Source organism: Gluconobacter sp. Gdi (genome assembly GCF_014132155.1).
Taxonomy (GTDB): domain Bacteria; phylum Pseudomonadota; class Alphaproteobacteria; order Acetobacterales; family Acetobacteraceae; genus Gluconobacter.
Genome location: NZ_BLJQ01000001.1, coordinates 787,819 through 807,624, shown reverse-complemented (window position 1 = coordinate 807,624; position 19,806 = coordinate 787,819). Strand labels below are relative to the sequence as shown.

The following is a 19,806-nucleotide window of genomic DNA, read 5'->3' as shown; positions in this document are numbered from 1 at the left end:
CATGCTGCCGTCAATGTGATAAATATCACTTTTCCAGCGTCAAGAATCTTTGTGTGATAATTCCCGTGAAAAGCACACCGCAGAGCAGATCAGAACATTACAAATTTGGTCAGCGCTGGTATGTAGATGTCGCGATGCCATAATTGGCCTTACCCGATGACAAGGATCTTTTTGACAGATGACTGATGGTTCGGGCGTTCCAGCTACCTCCCCCGCCGTCCTTCTCAGCAAACGCAGGGACAACAGTGCCCGTCAGCAGCAGATCCTCGACGTCCTTCTAGAGACAGGAAGTGCCACAATCGAGAATCTGTCTGAGCGTTTTGACGTCAGCAGAATGACAATTCACCGTGATGCTCACGCGCTGGCCGCCCAAGGACTGATCGATAAGCTGCACGGCAGTATTGTTCTCAAGAATCGCGTCGTCACTCAGAAAACCGTCAATTTCCGAAAGTCACGCGCGCCCGATCTGAAAGAGTCGATCATTCAGCGGGCTATTTCGATGATTACGCCTGAGCAAATTCTTGTCCTGGACGATTCCACGACAGTCGCAGCTATGCTGCCTTTGCTGCCAGCGCTAGCCCCCTTGACCATCATCACAAATGCTGTGGGCGTTATTCAGGCACTTTCCCCCTACCCCAACCTGAAACTCATTTGCCTTGGCGGTGACTACAACCAGCCAAGAAATGCCTTTTTTGGTCTCGTGTGCGAACAGGCAGCAAAATCACTCCGCGCCAATACGATGTTTCTGTCCACGTCCATAATCCACAACGAAACGGCGTTTCAGAACGATCAGGACGTTGTGAAAGTCAAACAGGCGCTAATGCAGATTGCGGACCAGACCGTCCTTCTCGTTGACAGCACAAAGTTCCGCAAGGGTGGCCTTCACCGACTGGCCGCATTAAGCGATTTCGATGTTGTTCTGACAGACTCACAACTGAAGCCCGCCATTCGCAAGGCCCTCACGCACGACGGTATCAACGTCGAAATATGCGGCTGACAGTCTAACGCTCAGTGAGTAGAGCAACAAATAACAAACCCACGACGAATTATACAAAATATATCACGCAGAAACTGATACCATCTTGATTGAAGTAGATATATAGCATCACATCGATGTTATATATAACATTTCGATAAATATGCCACTCATCATGCTGATCAGTCCTGATCGAAGGATTTTCAGCATGATATACATCAGCCTTGCCTCTCTCTGGCAAAGGGTTCCAACAAACTCTTTGCCCGCTAGTTTATTCATGAAATCCAACCTTCCATTTGCAGGAGGCTCCTTTTCATGACGCGGCTTCCGCAAATTCTTTCCAGCATCATTGCAGCATTGGGCGCATTGATGGCTGCTTTTCTGATTTACGAAGGCGGTCGCCTCATTGCCTTTGGTGGATCCTGGTTTTACGCGCTCTCCGGGATCGCTCTAGCCGTTTGCAGTTTTTACATGTTTCGCAGGAATATCCTGTCCACATGGATCGCGCTGGGCCTTCTGGCCGCAACACTTCTATGGTCTCTCAGTGAAGTCGGTTTTGCTTTCTGGCCGAGCTTCTCTCGGCTGATCGTGTTTCTTTTCGTGGCCCTCGTGGCCATCCTCATGGCCCCTTGGCTCAGTGGACCAGGAAGAAAATTTTTTACACGCACAACAACCGGTCTTGCCGCCAGCAGCCTCGGCGTTGTCATTTTTGCCTTCATCGCGGGCATGTTCCGCGTCCACCCAACCATTGCCCCCACCGGTCCTACACCTTCACAAGAAACAGCAGCAGCTACGGCTCCTGATCAGACAGAACATGACTGGCCAGCATACGGGCGCACAACGTCCGGAACTCGCTACGCCAGCTTCACCCAGATCAATCGGGAAAATGTCAGCAAACTGAACGTTGCCTGGACATATCGTACCGGCGACATGGCCATCAATGGCGCGGAATTTCAGGGCACCCCCATCAAGATTGGGGACACGGTTTATATCTGCTCTCCGCACAACATTGTCTCTGCCATTGACCCTGATACAGGGACCGAGAAATGGAAGTTTGACCCGCATGCCCAGACGAAGGTCTGGCAGCGCTGCCGTGGCGTTGGATACTGGCACGACAGCACCGCATCAGATGAAAATGCCCCCTGCGCGTCTCGCATTGTCCTGACAACCATTGACGCTCGTCTCATCACCATTGATGCCCGCACGGGCAAGGCCTGCGACAGCTTTGGCTCCAATGGCTCCGTTAATCTCCTGACCGGCCTAGGGCCTACCGCCCCCGGATCTTATTATCCAACAGCCGCACCCCTCGTCGCTGGCGATATTGTTGTCGTTGGTGGCCGCATCGCCGACAATGAACGCACTGGCGAACCCTCAGGCGTCGTTCGCGGATATGACGTTCGCACAGGCGCACAAGTCTGGGCCTGGGATGCGACCAATCCTCGTCGTGGCACCACACCGCTGGCAGAAGGAGAAATCTACCCTGCCGAAACACCCAATCTATGGGGTACGGCAAGCTACGACCCGAAACTGGATCTTGTTTTCTTTCCACTTGGCAATCAGACACCTGATTTCTGGGGCGGCGACCGAAGCAAGGCTTCGGATGAATATAATGACGCCTTCGTGGCCGTGGATGCAAAAACCGGCGTGGAACGCTGGCACTTCCGCACAGCAAACCACGATCTCGTAGATTATGACGCCACTGCCCAACCTATTCTTTATGATATTCCAGACGGCCACGGAGGCACACGCCCCGCAATCATTGCCATGACCAAACGCGGACAGATCTTTGTTCTGGATCGCCGCGATGGAACACCGATCCTTCCAGTAGAAATGCGCAAGGTCCCACAGGATGGAGCGCCAGCAGGGCAGTATCTGGCACCGGAACAGCCCTACTCAGCCGTATCCATTGGAGCCGAGCGCCTGAAAGCGAGCGACATGTGGGGCGGCACCATTTTCGATCAGCTTCTTTGCCGGGTGCAGTTCGCGTCCTATCGCTATGAAGGCGAGTTCACCCCTGTCAATGAGAAGCAGGCCAGCATCATTTATCCTGGCTATTACGGTGGCATTAACTGGGGCGGAGGCGCCGTGGACGAAAGCACCGGAACACTTCTCGTCAATGATATCCGCATGATTCAGTGGGCAAAATTCATCAAACAGGATGAAGCCCGCAGGATTGGCCTCAAGCCATCTGCTGAGGGTGAATATTCCGAACAAAAGGGCACACCATGGGGCGTCGTGCGCTCGATGTTCTTCTCCCCACTCGGCCTACCCTGCGGCAAGCCACCTTACGGCACCATGAACGCCATTGACCTGCGAAGCGGCAAGGTAAAATGGAGCATGCCTCTCGGAACAATCCAGGACATGCCAATTCACGGTTTTGTCCCGGGGGTGCAGATTCCCCTTGGCATGCCCACAATGAGCGGTCCATTGGCAACGCGCACCGGCCTGGTGTTCTTCGCAGGAACGCTCGACAATTATATCCGCGCGATCAATACGGATACTGGCGAGGTTGTCTGGAAAGCACGCCTTCCTGTCGCATCTCAGGCCGCTCCAATGAGCTACGTCTCTGACAAGACTGGCAAACAATACGTTGTTGTCACAGCAGGTGGCCTCACCCGCTCAGGCGTCAACAAGAATCGTGGCGATTATGTTATCGCCTATGCCCTCCCTTCAGAATAAGGCGGGGCAGATTGCGGGCCCAAAGCCCGCAATCTCTTCACGAAATCGCGAACACAATCCGCCCGAGAAATATCAAAGTTACAGTCTTGCATGACAACCATGCAAAGCCCTGACACTCATTTCTCTACAGAAACCCTTATGGCTCTGTACCGCCCGTAGGTATTGAACCCAAAAGCGGCTCTTTATCGCCCGGTGAGGTATTTTCCAACAATACGTTTCAAAAAATAACACATCCTTCAGGAGTGAAATTAACGATATATTGACGAAAAACACAAACTCCGCGTACGACATCGTCAGATCTTCTTCGAGACACAGGAGATGCTGATATGTGCAGCATAACGTTAAACGACTTCCTGAGTGTCACGAGATGGACACCCGCGGACCTCGCAACCCAGATTGATCGCCCGCAGAGTGATGTGGAATGGTGGCTCGATCATCATGAGCACATCCCTGAGCGACTAAAGCTCTGGATGCACCAGATTGTGGAAACCTTTCAGAAGAACCCTCCCCCAAAGGGTTACGCAATGGAGCGGTCCGAGGACTGCCTGTTCAATGAGGATCCGTCCATCACCGTTGTCTGCTCCGTCTGCCGCTTCGCATCGAGCTGTCATTTCGCACGACGCCAGCGCAACTGAATACTCAGTTTCGCCGCCGGTCCTGAGACACCTTTGCAGTGAACTGTGCCAGCCCGCCTTTGAGAGCAACCTCAAAAGCTGACAGGGTCTCCGGCCCAACATAATGCTCAATACCTTCAGCATCGATCCGGGCGTTTTCCTCACTAACCCCTAAAGCCAATAAAAACGCTTCCACAATTCCGTGCCGGTGACGCGCCTTGTGGGCCATCTGCTCCCCTGTGTCCGTCAGAAAAACCCCACGGTAAGGCTTTTGCGTAACCAGCCCCTCCGCTGACAGACGCGCTAGCATTTTAGCCACCGTAGGCTGAGAAACGCCCAGACGCCCGGCGATATCCACCTGCCGCGCCTCCTGCCCCTCAGCCAGAAGATCAGAAATCAGTTCGACATAATCTTCCACCAGAACCTTTTGCCTGGCAGCCCGGTTCGCCCTGAACCCTTCTGAGTGGAGCTGCATGTCCACCAGAGATTTTTGTCGTTTTTTCTTCTGTTCCATTCTCAAGATAACCACTCAGTCAATTATTCCCGCCGGAATAAAACATTCCTCCCATTAATTCCATAGGCCACCGGTCTAGCCTTCTCGCAAAAAAAATAAAGACAACGTTCATGAATATAGCATGTTGCATATTTTTCCGTTCCACGATTGAATAGCATTCTCATGTACAGCCAGCACTCCAATGCCCCCACTCAGAAGCCTCAGACTAAATCGGCTTGGCGTTTTTCGCGCCATGACGATGCGGAACGACCAAGCCTGCCTGAGGTTTTTTCGAGCGTTCGGGTGCCTGACGGAAGCACAACGTGGCTAAAGCGTTTTCTTGCTTTTGTAGGCCCTGGCTACATGGTTTCGGTTGGATATATGGACCCGGGGAACTGGGCGACCGATCTGCAAGGTGGCGCGCAATACGGATATACGCTGCTATGCGTCATCATGCTGTCCAACCTGATGGCTATCCTTCTACAAGCTCTGGCCGCACGGCTGGGCATCGCTACAGGCCGGGATCTGGCGCAGGCATGCCGCGATAATTTCAACCCTGCATTAAACATCGTCCTTTGGCTGGCCTGCGAACTGGCAATTATCGCATGCGATCTGGCTGAAGTGATCGGAACGGCCGTTGCGCTGCAACTGCTCTTCGGCCTGCCGCTTCTGGGCGGAGCACTCCTTTCCATTCTGGATGCTTTCGTGGTTCTGCTTCTGATGGGGCGCGGCTTCCGTTATCTGGAAGCATTCGTCATCGGCCTGCTGTCGATCATTGCCGTGTGTTTTGGTGTGCAGCTTGTTGCGGCAGCCCCTCCTGTTGCGGCAATTCTCAAAGGTCTTATTCCAGCGCCGGAAATCGTAACAACGCCGGGAATGCTTTACATCGCCATTGGCATCATTGGCGCTACGGTTATGCCGCATAACCTTTATCTGCATTCCTCCATCGTTCAGACACGCGCCTATGACCGGACGCCCGTGGGGCGTCGGGATGCCATTCGCTGGGCAACCTGGGACAGCACAATTGCCTTGATGCTCGCACTGTTCATCAATGCAGCTATTCTTATTGTAGCCGCGGCTGCCTTCCACGAAACAGGCCATCAGAACGTTGCCGAGATCGAAGACGCCTATCATCTTCTCTCCCCTATTCTTGGCCTTGGCATAGCTTCCACGCTTTTCGCACTGGCCCTGCTGGCAGCCGGAACAAACTCCACCGTTACCGGAACGCTGGCAGGCCAGATCATTATGGAAGGCTTCCTGCGCCTTCATATCCCACACTGGGCAAGACGACTGTTGACCCGCGGTTTGGCGATCATTCCCGTGGCCGTGGTAACTGTCCTCTATGGAAGCCATGGTGTGGGAGCCTTGTTGATGGCCAGTCAGGTCATCCTGTCCCTTCAGCTTCCTTTCGCAGTTATTCCCTTGGTGATGTTCGTTTCTGATCGTCGCAAAATGGGTGAATTTACCATCAGCAGCTTCATGACTACCCTCTCATGGATCGTCGCAGGTCTTATCCTCATCCTGAACTTCAAGCTTCTGTACGACACTCTGGTGGGCTGAACGCCACCTCCTGACAAGATTGAAAACCAGCCATGGCAACAGCATTTTTACGTTCTAAAATCGCTCCACGACATAGCAAATGCTATATTAAAGAGCATATCGCAAAATCCAGAATTTCAGTTGCGCCTTTTCGGGTTGCAATCGCAGGAACAACACTCCTCACCGGCCTCCTGGGTGCGGATGTCTTTGCTGCTGATACATCACCATCGACCGCACATCAGAAAAAAGCCGCAAAAAAAACCGAGGAGCAACGCGCTCAGACTGAAGGAAAGTCCGCTGAGCACGTCACGGTCATGGGACATCTGGACCAGGCACGTGGACGCATTTTCCCCAGTCTTGGCGCAGTCTCTTACGGCATTGACCAGCGACAGATTCAGGCAACCCCTCAAGGGCAGAATGCTTCGTTCAGCCAGATCATGCTCAGAATGCCCGGCGTCGTGCAGGACAGCTACGGAGAAGTTCATGTCCGAGGCGAACATGGTGGCCTGACGTACCGGGTGAATGGCGTCCTGCTTCCGGAAGGTCTGAATGGTTTCGGACAGGAACTGGATACACGCATTATCCAGTCTGTTGACCTTCTGACCGGAACACTTCCCGCCCAGTTTGGCTTCCGAACGGCAGGGATCGTAGACGTTCACACAAAGAGCGGATCCACCCTGAAAAACAACCAGCTTTCACTCTATGGTGGCAGCTACAATACTTTTGCACCGTCCTTACAATTGGGCGGCTCAAAAGGGCGCTTCGAGTATTTTACAACGCTTTCGATGAACCGAAATAATATCGGTATCGAGAACCCAACAGCGTCCTTCCGGGCAACGCATGATACGACACAGCAGGAAAAAGCATTTGGCTATTTTTCGTGGAAGCTGAATGACAACGACCGTATCTCGCTCCTGACAAGCGCATCTTACGCCGACTTTGAGCTCCCTAATACGACGGGCCTGCAACCAATCTACCAGCTTGAAGGCACAGACTGGTCACACCCTTCCGTTCAATCGCGCTTTCTGGATGACAGCCAGACAGAGCAGAATTATTACGCCGTGGTGTCATACCAACACAGCGCGGACAAACTGAACCTTCAGCTTTCACCGTATTTCCGTTACGGCCGCATCGATTATACGCCAGATCCAGCGCGGGACCTTATTTTTCAAGGGGTGGCCGAACATGAAGTGAACGACTTCACCACTGGAGGCGCGCAGTTTGATTTGTCGTACGACATCGCTCCGCACCATACTCTTCGAGCCGGTCTTCTGGGCCAATACACATCCGAGCGCCTCGATACCAACTCCCTTGCCTTCCCAGTGGGCGAAGACGGCCAACAGACATCGTCCACCCCGCTCCGCCTGATTGACAATACAGGCAACTGGTCCGTTGAAGCAGGCGCTTACGTGCAGGATGAGTACCGCATTACACGGAAGCTCACCTTCAACTATGGCATCCGCTATGATCGGTTTGCCTCGTCTTTCGGAAATGAAGGACAGCTCAGTCCTCGCGCTAATCTGGTGTGGAAGCCATTCCGAAGCACTACCTTACATATCGGCTATTCGCGGTTCTTCGCGCCGCCTTCTCCGCAATATGTCTATCCGTCCACCTTGGCGCGCTTTGCTGGCACCACCAATGCAGCAGCCAACCTGACAGATACGCCAACAAAGGTTGAAACATCCAACTACGTGGATGCTGGTATCCTGCAACACATTACGCCCGAGTTGCAGATTACAGTCGATGCCTACAGCAAGTGGGCACATAACCTCACAGATCTTGGGCAGTTCGGTCGCGCGGTTATTCTCGCTCCCTTCAGCTATCGCCGTGGCCACGTCTATGGCGCGGAGTTTGGAAGTTCCTGGAGACGAGGCCCCTGGTCGCTGTTTGGCAATTTCTCTTTCGTGAAAACGGCAGCACGCGAGATTAATTCAGCGGAATACCAGTTCGATCCGGAAGAGCTGAGCTACATCCGCGCACATGCCATCCAACTTGACCATCAAGGACAATATACAGCCAGCGCAGGCGCGTCCTATTCCACCAAGCATCATCTGGCTTATGTAGATTTCCTGTATGGCTATGGACTGCGAAGTGGCTTTGCCAATCTGGAAAAACAGCCCCAGTACGACATTTTCAATATCGGGTATCAATATACGTTCACCCGCGTCCCACTAGGTCATGACCTCAAGGTCCGTGCCGATGTGGTTAACCTGTTCGACAAGCGCTACCAGCTTCGAGACGGTAGCGGCGTTGGTATTTATCAGGCCCAGTACGGACAACGACGGGGCACATATTTCTCTATTGTGTCCGACTTCTAAAAACGTTCTTCCTCAGGCCCTCTCGGGGCCTGAGGAGAAAGACTTGCGACGCAGAACAGGTTGACCAGCTTCCGGGCGCACAGCCCAGAGCATCAGGAATGCGCCATAAAGAATGGCGAACCCATCTACAGCCAATGCCGAAGCCTGCATGGAGAAGAATGGTGTCACCACAAATGCAGAGAGCGGCATCATCCATGTCAGAATTGCGGAAAATGCCAGAAGCACGCGAATAGCTTCTCGTTCCTTGAGCCAGAACGCTATCCCAATACACAGCAGAAAAATCGCAAAATAGAGACCCTGCACGATCGTCATCTGGCCGCTCGCGGGAAGCAAAGGCGCGACACACAACACAGCCGATACACCTGCTACGCATCCGAGCGAACACCCGATCGTCAGCGCGCATAGAATCCGTGTTGATCTCGTATCGTCCAGACGTCCGGTTCCACGCTCACGACGTCTGCGAGACACTACCCAGAGCTGGTTCCCGGCATAGAACATAAACGCGCCTCCAAGTCCGAGGAGAACGTACCCCCAGCGAACACCCTGTCCGCCAAAACTTCCAAAATGCAGAACGAAAAATGACGTCAGAACCGACTGGGCCCAAGTCTGATGGCCGGGCATATACTCTGTTGATACAAGCTTGCCGCTATAGGGATCTACGCCAGCAAATCCGCCACCGGCCCCACGTGCACCATATCGCGGATCACGTCCCGTTATTCTCAGAGCGAGGCGGCTACCATGACTGTTACTATAAGCCAGCGTTTCAGGAATAAATCCTGGCGCCTGCAAGGCAACAGTTCTGACAATCTGACCCGGATCGAGAGGTATCCGAAAATCTTCTGACCCATTATGAGAATGCTGCCCGCGCCCGGAACCGGACGCAACATGCTGCACCTGAGGTTGTATCAGGAGCGCCTGTTCAGCCATGTAAATCTCGTCATGAAATGCAAAGACTACAGAGGTGAGCGCCATGATGATATGAAACGGCAGGGAAAAAAGGCCCAGCATACTGTGCATATCCAGCCACATTCTCTTGACGTTCTGACCAAGGCGAATTGCAAACAGGTTTTTGATCAGCCCAGGAATAACAACGAGCGTTCCTGAAATCAGAGCAACAGCATACAGCAGCGCGATAACACCCATGAAAAGCCGCCCGGCTTTATGAGGCATCGAAAGCCCAACCTGCTGATGCAGAACATTGATGAAATATGCAGCCTGAGATGGCTCTTTACGCACCGTTACCAGAGAGCCGTCTGCTGCAAGTGCTGAGAAATTGGCAGAAGATGGGCCGTGCATTCTTCCTGGCATCCCCCAGACCAGTGACGCAGGCTGAGACGCGGTCGGGTGCAGAACAATCGTGTAATTGCGTCGCGCCTCCGGATGCGCAGAAAACGTCTTCTCCAGAAGTGCAGGCATTTTTTCCAGTGCAACGGGCGGCGGCAAGGCAACTGGTGCAGAGGCCCAATCCTGTAAGGGCCGCTCAAACATTGTTACTGATCCAGCATAAAATGCGACGAACAGAAAAAGCCCGCAGACAATTCCGACCCAACTATGGATCTCGCGATACATCCGGACGATATCAGAGCGGATTTTCACGATACCATACTCCGCACACCCATATAAACGGCCCAGAGCACCGCATTTGCCAGACCGAGCATACCCCAGGCATGCCAACCTGACCGAAATAGAAAACAGGTCCCAAGAATTCCTGTCCAGACTGGCACTATGAGCCACATCAGGAACTGCGAACCAACTGCACGAGGCTGCCCATCAACATGTGATACCAACCCGAGAACACCCATCAGAGCACAAGAAAGCGTCAGCCCGAGAACAAGGCCTGCGCTCGCTTTTGGAAACCAGTTTCGGCTTGTCAGCATTGCAGGAACTGTTGTCATGACACTTTCTTTCGCCACACAGCAGCAGCCAGAGGCACTAAAGACCAGACACTCATAAGAAGTGTCAGAAACTCAAAAACTGCCGTTCCGCTTCCCTGGGTAGCCAGAAGAACAAGCAACGATATGCTGAGCATGACACATCCTGAAACCACACATCCCCGAAATGCCGGGCGTCGCGTGCACAGTTGCTGAGCAGGTGAGGCCATATAAAGCAGGACAGCACCCCCCGCCCCCAAAACCATTGCAATCCCTGTCGTCATCATAACGTTCCCATCAGATTACCAACGGTATTCAAGACGGGCTGTCAGGTTACGGCCCTGTCCGTAATAGCAGGCCGAAAGGGCGGTGCAGGTTGCGACAAAGCGCTTGTTGACAATGTTCCGGGCATTAAACGAAAAGGACAGACCTTTGTAACGCGGATGAGCCGTTGCGAAATCATATCGAAGAAATAAATCGAACAGCGTGTAATCTGGAATATGCAGTGTATTTGCAGTATCCCCGAAACTCGTGCCCGTATAACGAACCCCACCACCAAGACCGACGCCAGCGAATGTCCCATGCTGGATGCGCTGATCCACAAAGAGCGATGCCATCCACTTGGGAGCCTGTCCAAGATAATTACCGACCTGTGATGCCGTGTTGGAGCGAGTGATCTTTGCTTCACTGCGGGTGCCGGTAAAGATTACGGACATATCCCACGGCAGGTTTGCCTTGCCTTCAAGTTCCAGCCCACGAACCCGGCCCTGCCCCGTCTGAACCAGGCACGTTGATGTGCCACAAAGCGTGCCATTCGGATCATAAGTGGTCATGTTGTTCTGAGTGATCTGGTAGCCACCAAAAGTGACGTAGATACTCTTCCCATACTGGTACCGAATGCCGCCTTCATACTGATCGCCTGTTGTCGGCTTGAAAGCCTTTCCTCCCAGAGACGTCGACGGGTCAGAGACTTGTGGCTGAAACGACTGAGCGTAGCTGAAATAAGGCACCAGACCGTTATCAAACATATAAACGGCACCTGCTCGCCAGGTGAACGCGTTGGAATTCGTGATGTAACGAGATTTCGTGAGAACGTTCAGCGTGTCATCATGCGCCCAGTCCTGACGCCCACCAATCGTGACCCGAAGACGATTAAACTTGATCTGATCCTGGAAATAAATTCCGTTCTGACGACTTATCGTCGCCGTATAGATCTGTGGATTGAGGTTATCTGAATAGCCAGCACTTCCACGTGCTTGTGGATTAAAGATATTCAGAATGGGCAACACGTAAGATGATGCCACCAGATCACGACTATGACGCCAGTTCGTATAAAAATAGTCTGTGCCAACCAGGAGTAAATGCCTCACCGGCCCTGTGCGAACATGCCCTTCAAGTTGTGTATCGGTCGTGACACCTTGAGACTGGCCTCTGCCTTCCACGGCACGGCGATTAACTGTTTCGCCAGCAATACATCCTGTGACTGTTGCCGCGCATCTTGCTAGCGTATCGCCGGAAAGCACTGTCGCTCTGTAAAGCGTGTTCAGATAAGTATAGCGTGTATTATTTCGGACCGTCAGGAAACGGTTAAATTTATGTTCCAGAAATGAGCCCGCCAGAGCCTGATTGCGATCAAATGTATCCCAGTTCGGCTCACCAATATTCGCGTCATTTGCAATATGGCGGCCTTTGGATGCGTAAAGTGTGCCTGTTGCTGGCAGGAACTGGAACGTAGAGCCACCCTGATCACGCTGATACTGCGCCAGCAAAGTCCAAACCGTTTTGGGTGTGATTTTCCAGGTCAGACTTGGGGAAATGTAATATCGTCCCGTGCGCACCTGATTGACCTGAGTGTCACCATAGCGCGCAAGGCCAACAATTCGACCGGTCAATGCGCCATCATGGGTCAGTCGGCCGGAAACATCACCGGAAGCCTGCCCCTGCCAGTTAGACAGGTTCGTAAAGCCGCTGCTCTGTAGAAAGAACTCGCCTTCACTTTTTTCTGTCGGGCGCTTGGTGACAAGATTCACCACTCCTCCTGGTGCCGTCTGACCATACAAAGCACCGGAAGGCCCTTTCAGAACTTCAATCTGCTGAAGTGCGAACGGATCAAAGGACGTTCGGGTCCACTGCCCGCCTGAAGGCAAACGCAACCCATCCACAAAGTTATTGTTCGATGAAAACCCGCCTGCCCCAAACCCGCGCACGGACACTTCATCCACTCGACTGTCGATACCAGATGGCTCAGCCTGCACACCTGCCGTGTAAGCAAGAGCATCGGCGATGGTCGGAGACGCACGCAGTTCAATTTCTTCGCGACTGACGATGGAAATTGACTGAGGCGATTCAATAATGGGCGTGCGGGTCTTTGTTGCGGAAGACGCATGAGACATGCCCGTCGCCGTCACAACAATGACTTCTGCCTTGGACTTTGATGGCTGCGACTGCCCGGTTTTCTGAAGTTGTTTCTGGCCCCTGGACGGAGCTTCATCCGAGACCGCGGACGCATCTGCTCCTACGGCAGCGGATGTCAGCCCCGCCAGCACAAGAGCAGGAAAAACAGTATATTTAACAACAGAAGAGGACATGCAGGCTCACCGAGAGAGGATCGGAACTGGAGCCCTCATATTTGCAATTGATAATTATTGTCAATTAGGAGTCATCAAGGGAATTGCATCAAAGAATGCCTACCCCGCAGGCAGGCAAACACACCTCCATAAATATCGATATTTTTCAGTGATATATAAAAAAATAAGCCGCCTCAGCTCAGTGACTGGCGCGGAAAACATTCCATCCCGTATGCTGAACAAGACGCTCCAGAGCACGTGTTCCCAATAGTGAATTGCCCTGCGCATTCAAACCGGGTGACCATACCGCAACAGATGCCACGCCTGGAACAACAGCCAGAATACCGCCGCCAACGCCCGACTTCCCTGGCAGACCAACCCTGATCGCAAAAGATCCGGACCCGTCATAATGTCCGCACATCATCATCAGAGCGAGTACGGTCTGGGCATTTCGCGTGGAAATGACACGCTCGCCCGTTCTGGGATTAATACCGCCCGTCATAAGATAGGTGCCCATTTCTGCAAGCTGCCTACAACTCATGGTCAGCGCACACTGGTGGAAGTACAGGTCCAGCGTTTCATCAATGGGGTTATGAATATTCCCGAACGTCCGCATATAATTGGCCAGAGCCTTGTTGCGAAATCCGGTTTCTTCTTCCTGCCGCGCAACATCCCGGTCAATCAGGATGGTATCCGGATCTGAGCTCATGGGTTTCAGGAAGCCCAGAAGCTCATTCTGCGCACCGTCCAGACCATACTGGGACGTCAGAATATCTGATACGACAATTGCCCCCGCATTGATGAACGGATTTCTCGGAATTCCGTTTTCACTTTCAAGCTGGATGATTGAATTGAACGCACTGCCTGACGGCTCCTGCCGCACGCGGCTCCAGAGCCCGGCGTCCACAGCATTAAGCGCCAACGTCAGGCCAAAAACCTTTGAGACGCTCTGAATGGAAAAGGCTTCTTCAGCGTCTCCAACAATGTGACTGCCGCCTTCTGCATCGATAATGGCCATTCCAAAACGGCCAAGATCGACGTTTGCCAAAGGCGGAATATAGTTTGCCACCTGCCCCCGGTCTGTCTCGGCACGCATTTCCTCTGCGATTTCCGTGATAATGGCGGTGAGTGAGGGCATAAGGGGTCATCTCCAGTTCAGGCGCTTGTAAGACCTTTCACAGAGTAGCCTATTGAAAAAAGGCCTTTTTTAAGAACAGGAGCCATGCAGCTTACGCGCAGCTCTTTGTTCACGGTGAAACAACGCGATGACGAACAACCTCACCCACAATCACAAGCGCAGGCGAAGAGACCTGCGCTTCGGCTGCCTGAGCCGCCATTGTTCCAAGTGTTCCCGTCAACACGCGCTGCCCCGGCTGGGTTCCCCGCTCCACGATAGCCGCAGGCCAATCTGATGGCAGGCCATTTTTTATCAGACCCGCCATCAGGGCAGGTAACGTCGAAATCCCCATATAGATAACGACAGTCTGACGGCGGTCAGCCATATCGTCCCAAGGCAAATCGAGCACGCCATCTGCTCGTGCATGCCCCGTCACAAACAGACAGGCCTGAGCACAATCCCGGTGAGTCAGTGGAATGCCCGCATAGGACGCACATCCGCTTGCTGCGGTAATGCCCGGCACAACGCGAAAAGACACACCTGCGTCGACCAGAGATTCAATTTCCTCGCCGCCACGTCCAAAAATAAACGGATCGCCCCCCTTCAGCCGCAGAACCCGTTGACCGGCTTTCGCATGACGGACCATCTCATTGTTGATTTCAGACTGAGGCATCGCATGGCGATTACGCTGCTTACCCACAAAAATCAGTTCGGCGTCACGTCGAACACGTTCGAGCAACACTTTCGGTAACAGATTATCGTAAAGCACCACGTCAGCATTCTGCATGAAATGCAGTGCCTTCAATGTGAGAAGATCCGGGTCTCCCGGCCCCGCCCCCACAAGCCAGACTTCCCCGGCTGCCCGCTGTGCTGACAAGAGCACATCAAGCACAGCATCCGCACGCACTTCATCGCCTGCCAATGCAGCTTCTGCGCCCGCTCCATCCAGAAAATCTTCCCAGATCCGTTTCCGATCCTGAACTTCCGGATATTGGGCAGACACGCGCGCCCGGCGGGATTGCATGTAAGCTGCAAGTTGCCCGGTTCCGTGAGGCATCCAGCTTTCAATCTGTTCGCGCAGTCGGCGTGCCAAGACCGGTGCTCCGCCGGCTGTTGAAATTGCAACCCGCACCGCCCCACGCCGAACCTGCGCAGGCGTGATGAACGTGGAGGGTTCCGGATCATCAACAGCACAGACTGGAATGTTCAATGTATCAGCGAGAGCAGCGACCGTGCGATTGACGCTCCGATCGTCTGTCGCCGCATAAACCAGACGACATCCTGGCATGACAGTTTGTAAAATAGTGGAATCAACACGGCCACCTACATGCCGTACCAATCCCGCATCCACCCACTCCTGAACAACAGTATTCAGGGTTTCCGCAACAATCTCGATATGCGCGCCGTGATCAAGCAAAAGCCTGCCCTTGTTGACGGCAACTTCACCGCCACCAACCAGCAATACGCGTGCACCTTCCAGACGAAGGGAAATGGGAAACCAGCCTGTCTCAACCCCGGATGCGGGCATCTCTATATCCATGTGCGTTCAGAATAACAGTTCCAGAACGGAACGCTGCTCCTCTTCCCTACACGGCCACCCTGAACAGGCAAAGACAGGATAACCTCAGAAGAACGACAAACCGCTTTGGAGCCGCCCTCCTGTAAAGGTAACGGTCAGCGACGACCGTATCCACCCCCGCCGCCTACATAGGGTCCGCCTCGGCCCCCATGATGATGATGATGTCCCCGCCCGTGATCATACGGCCCGTAACACGCCATTAACGGTGCCGTCAGACCGAAAGCGAGCAGTAACATTGCAAAACGCTTCATGGATCAAACCTTTTCGAAAGACTGAACTGGCAAAGATTATACCCAAGCAATATGGCTGCTTTCCGGCGCAATGTCGGAACAAAATGCAACTCATCTTTTAAATGCCCGGTTACATTTCTGGCCCTCCCTGACAGGGAGTTACCATTTTAACCGTTTTCGCATATAATTTCCCATGAGTGCAGGACAACCGTTCCTCTGCGCTCGTGCCAGGAGTACGACATGATGGCTGAATTTATCGTTAAGGCGATCAAATCGATCCAGAACGGCATGGGCTTTCCAGTCCTTCTTGGAATTCTGGTCTTACTCGTGATTGCCGGATATCTGGTGCTTTACGCGCTGGTGATGTGACAGGACGCCATCTCTCAAAATCAGGCCTGACTTTGGCCTCAAATTTCCAATCGTCAGGACCCATTTTAATGACTACACACGAGATCAAGAAGCGTCTCGATTTTCTCCGTGAAGCCTCCAAGCTCAAAGATGTTCTCCGCCGCGCCTTTACTCTGGGTGGCCAGGCTGAAAGCACCGCAGAACACACCTGGGGTTTATGCCTTCTTGTTATGACCTTCGCTGACCAGCTTGAAGGCATCGACCTGCTGCGCCTTCTCAAAATTTGCATTCTCCATGATCTGGGCGAAGCGATCCATGGCGATATTCCTGCCATTTCCATTGACGCTTCAAGCAATAAGTCCCAACAGGAACGCGAAGATCTCCTGACCGTCATGGCCCCTCTTCCAGACCACCTGAAAGAGGAGTTTCTTGAGCTCTGGGATGAGTACGAAAATGCCTCCAGCCCTGAAGCCAGGATGGCCAAGGCTTTCGACAAACTCGAAACAATTTCTCAGCATAATACCGGCATCAATCCGCCGGACTTCGACCATGAGTTCAATCTGACTTATGGACGCCGCTATACCGATCACTCGGCATTAACTCGCGCGATCCGGGATGTCATTGACAGTGAGACCATGCGGAACGCCGAGAAAGTCTGAACACACGCTGATTGTTTCGGAGAATTTTGTTTCTCGACAAAAAGAAACAGTTTCCCCCAAAATACCCCACCATGGTTCTGCGTCAGGTAGTCCCAGACGCTCCTTCCAGCTCCAAAGACAAACGGAGCCCACAAACTCGCATTACAGGAGATCGGCAGGCCACTGCATGACCAGCCACCATTCTGGCATTCCTGCCGCTACACGCCGCCGATTAACCCTCCAAAAGCTGACGTGCTGCGGCTTCAGCGCCGCTCTTTCCTGTAGCTCGGCTCTAGCGCAAGGCGCCAATACGACGGGCGCAGTGTCCTCCAACGCATCCGGCAGCACGACATCCACAACGGAGCATATCGTCGTCACCGGCCACAAGCCGGAAGGAGCCGTTATTGGTGCGCCAAAGCCACTCATGCAGATCAGCGCAGATGAGATTAAATCCTATGGCGTCGATACCGTAACGGATCTGTTGAGCACAATTTCCCCCGAAACACGCTCTGGTCGCGGTGCAACGGGAAATGCCCCCGTTATTCTCCTAAACGGCAAAAGAATTTCCGGCCTTCAGGAGGTTAATGACCTTCCCTTTGAAGCAATTGCACGTGTGGAAATTTTTACGGAAGAAGAAGCCCTCCGTTATGGCTACGCCGCAGACCAGCGCGTCGTCAACATCATCACCGTCAAACACTTCCGGTCCGTTCGTGCGCGCGCATATGGCGAAACATCCACGGATGGGGGAGGAGAAAATGGCGCTCTTTCCCTCAGCTTCACGCGCCTGCAAGACGAGCGTCGCATCAACCTCAGCGCTCGTTACACGGCCAGTTCATGGCTGAGAGACAGCCAACGCAGCGTGGCTCCCCCGGCGGCAAACTCACTCTATGCCACACAGGGCAATCTCAGTACGTCCGATGGCACCAGCCTGGATCCAGCCCTTGACGCACTCTCCGGACAGACCGTCACAACCGCAGGGAGCCCATCCTTGCCTTTCGGGCAGGCCGCAACACTGGACGATATTCTTCCCTACGCGAACAATCCGAATACCAGCACGAATGCCTCAGCCTATACGCTTCAGCCACGCAAACACGAATTGAACCTGAACGGGGTTTACGCTGATCGTATCACTGAAAATATCAGCTCGTCTCTCAATGTGAGCTTTGATCATCAGGATCAAATCAGTCTGCAGGGTCTACCCCATGGCGTACTCACGCTGCCCAGCGGAAGTTTCTATTCACCATTTACCCAGTCTGTTCAGCTCTTCCGCAGCTTTGGAAACATCGCCCCCCTTCAGCAAACGGCACATACCGAAACAGGACACGCCGGCCTTAATTTCAATGGGAACCTCGGTGACTGGAAGTGGAATGCCAAGGGCAGCTACGACTACACCCAAACAGTCACGAACAGCCAGACTGGGCTTTCGCTCACAACGGCCCAAGCAGCCCTGAATTCCAACGACCTTTCTTTCGACCCATGGACAACAGTTTCCCCAGCCTGGTTAGGCACGCGCCTCATCAATCACGGCCGCACCACAAGCCATCAGGGGCAGATCAGCGGGCTGCTTTCCGGTCCGGTTTTTACGCTTCCTGCTGGAGATGCCTCCACCAGCATTGCCGCCACGGGAACACTCAGCCAGCAAAACGCTGTATCCACCGTCAATAATGTGACATCTCGCGCGGCCATCAGCCGAGATATTGGTACAATTCGGATCAACGGCGACCTCCCAATCGCAAGCCGAAAGAACCACTTCCTGTCTTTTCTTGAAAAGCTGGATGCCAATGTAAACGGTGCAGTCAGCCAGGTGTCTCACTTCGGGACATTGGGAACCGTCGGTGGAGGAATTACATGGGCACCTGTCACATGGATCCAGCTTCCGCTCTCCATTACTGAACAGACAGAAGCCCCCGCGGCCTCGTCATTGGTGGCGCCCATCATCGAAACTCCGAACGTCACAACATACGATTACGTGCGCGGAGAGTCCGTTCAGGTCACGACTGTATCTGGGGGCAACCGGAACCTGCGGTCCGCTGATCGACATGAAATCAGCCTAGGTGCCATCCTCTCCCCTCCGTTTCTGGACGGATCACGACTGCACATCAATTACGTGCACGACAACACACACAATCCGGTTCTGTCTTTACCGACTGCCACCGCAGCCATTCAGGATGCTTTCCCGGATAACTACCAACGAGATGCTGACGGCGTTCTGGAACGTGTGGATTTAAGGCCAGTCAACGCCGACTATGAGAAACGGACAGAATGGAACACCACTTTCTCGCTTTCACGTCCTTTCGGAAATAAGCCTGACAAAGCGCATGGTAAAGGACGGCCAGGCAATACCACGCAGGGCCGTTATTACGTTGTCCTGACCCAGGTCTGGCGGTTGAACGATACCGTCCGATTACGATCAGGCCTCCCCGCGATAGACCTCCTAAACGGCGGAACGATAGGTGGCCTTGGCGGCAAACCCCGTCATGAAGTGGAACTTCAGGCAGGCGCGTATCGAAATGGTATTGGCATCCGGCTGGATGGTAAGTGGCAATCAGGCACATCAACTCTGGGCAGCACGTCCGCAGGCAGCCTGTATTTCAGTAGCCTCGCGACCCTGGATTTTTCGGTTTTCGTCACTTTGGGAGACGTCCCCCGCTGGAAACACAGCAACTGGGCTCAGAATTTTAGAATCATGTTGTCGCTGGATAATGTCTCGAACAACCGCATTCACGTTCATAACGGAACCGGCGCCACCCCAGCCGGCTACCAACCCGCTTTCATGGACCCGATGGGTCGGACTATCGGGCTGTCCCTTCGCAAATCGCTCTGAGATTGCTCATCAC

At 53.4% G+C, this 19,806-nt stretch carries 14 protein-coding genes; 8 read left to right on the top strand and 6 right to left on the bottom strand.

Annotation, left to right across the window (positions count from 1 at the left end; translation table 11 throughout):
• Positions 1 to 178 precede the first annotated feature (178 nt).
• From JN414_RS03635 to JN414_RS03625, 3 genes are all read left to right on the top strand, one after another.
• Positions 179 to 997, top strand: coding sequence for a DeoR/GlpR family DNA-binding transcription regulator (locus JN414_RS03635; protein WP_202206717.1), 819 nt, complete (start codon positions 179 to 181; stop codon positions 995 to 997).
• A 294-nt stretch (positions 998 to 1,291) separates the two neighbouring features.
• On the top strand, positions 1,292 to 3,655 hold the full coding sequence (locus JN414_RS03630; protein ID WP_202206716.1) for a membrane-bound PQQ-dependent dehydrogenase, glucose/quinate/shikimate family: 2,364 nt from the start codon (positions 1,292 to 1,294) through the stop codon (positions 3,653 to 3,655).
• Between the two features lie 326 nt (positions 3,656 to 3,981).
• The gene (locus tag JN414_RS03625; RefSeq protein WP_202206715.1) at positions 3,982 to 4,290 is read left to right on the top strand and encodes a hypothetical protein; all 309 of its coding nucleotides are present in this window, start codon (positions 3,982 to 3,984) and stop codon (positions 4,288 to 4,290) included.
• A 4-nt stretch (positions 4,291 to 4,294) separates the two neighbouring features.
• Here JN414_RS03625 and mntR read toward each other — a convergent pair whose 3' ends face one another.
• Positions 4,295 to 4,783, bottom strand: a complete 489-nt coding sequence (gene mntR, locus JN414_RS03620) for a manganese-binding transcriptional regulator MntR (protein ID WP_202206714.1) — start codon at positions 4,781 to 4,783, stop codon at positions 4,295 to 4,297.
• A 162-nt stretch (positions 4,784 to 4,945) separates the two neighbouring features.
• Here mntR and JN414_RS03615 point away from each other — a divergent pair, with 162 nt between their 5' ends.
• Positions 4,946 to 6,322 carry an Nramp family divalent metal transporter gene (locus tag JN414_RS03615; protein ID WP_202206713.1) on the top strand — a complete coding sequence of 459 codons (1,377 nt, stop codon included), beginning with the start codon at positions 4,946 to 4,948 and terminating at the stop codon, positions 6,320 to 6,322.
• Positions 6,323 to 6,354: 32 nt separating this feature from the next.
• Positions 6,355 to 8,619, top strand: coding sequence for a TonB-dependent receptor (locus JN414_RS03610; RefSeq protein WP_202206712.1), 2,265 nt, complete (start codon positions 6,355 to 6,357; stop codon positions 8,617 to 8,619).
• Positions 8,620 to 8,631: 12 nt separating this feature from the next.
• Here the strand turns inward: JN414_RS03610 and JN414_RS03605 are convergent, their stop codons facing one another.
• The 5 genes from JN414_RS03605 to cysG all read right to left on the bottom strand — a co-directional run bounded on the left by JN414_RS03605 (position 8,632) and on the right by cysG (position 15,702).
• A complete protein-coding gene (locus JN414_RS03605; RefSeq protein WP_202206711.1) occupies positions 8,632 to 10,215 on the bottom strand; it encodes a PepSY domain-containing protein in 1,584 nt (527 codons plus the stop codon).
• Positions 10,212 to 10,514 carry a hypothetical protein gene (locus tag JN414_RS03600; RefSeq protein WP_202206710.1) on the bottom strand — a complete coding sequence of 101 codons (303 nt, stop codon included), beginning with the start codon at positions 10,512 to 10,514 and terminating at the stop codon, positions 10,212 to 10,214. Before JN414_RS03600 ends, JN414_RS03605 begins: the two co-directional genes overlap by 4 nt.
• Positions 10,515 to 10,792: 278 nt before the next feature.
• A complete protein-coding gene (locus JN414_RS03590; protein WP_202206708.1) occupies positions 10,793 to 13,078 on the bottom strand; it encodes a TonB-dependent siderophore receptor in 2,286 nt (761 codons plus the stop codon).
• Between the two features lie 178 nt (positions 13,079 to 13,256).
• Positions 13,257 to 14,195, bottom strand: a complete 939-nt coding sequence (locus JN414_RS03585) for a glutaminase (protein ID WP_202206707.1) — start codon at positions 14,193 to 14,195, stop codon at positions 13,257 to 13,259.
• Positions 14,196 to 14,304: 109 nt separating this feature from the next.
• Positions 14,305 to 15,702, bottom strand: a complete 1,398-nt coding sequence (gene cysG / locus JN414_RS03580) for a siroheme synthase CysG (RefSeq protein WP_237389850.1) — start codon at positions 15,700 to 15,702, stop codon at positions 14,305 to 14,307.
• A 521-nt stretch (positions 15,703 to 16,223) separates the two neighbouring features.
• Here cysG and JN414_RS17130 point away from each other — a divergent pair.
• From JN414_RS17130 to JN414_RS03570, 3 genes are all read left to right on the top strand, one after another.
• Entirely contained in the window at positions 16,224 to 16,352 is a 129-nt protein-coding gene (locus tag JN414_RS17130) for a hypothetical protein (RefSeq protein WP_255494176.1), read from the top strand.
• 68 nt (positions 16,353 to 16,420) lie between these two features.
• Positions 16,421 to 16,990: an HD family hydrolase gene (locus JN414_RS03575; protein ID WP_202206705.1), complete on the top strand. Its 570-nt coding sequence runs from the start codon at positions 16,421 to 16,423 to the stop codon at positions 16,988 to 16,990.
• A 166-nt stretch (positions 16,991 to 17,156) separates the two neighbouring features.
• Positions 17,157 to 19,793, top strand: a complete 2,637-nt coding sequence (locus JN414_RS03570) for a TonB-dependent receptor plug domain-containing protein (RefSeq protein ID WP_202206704.1) — start codon at positions 17,157 to 17,159, stop codon at positions 19,791 to 19,793.
• Positions 19,794 to 19,806: the final 13 nt, after the last annotated feature.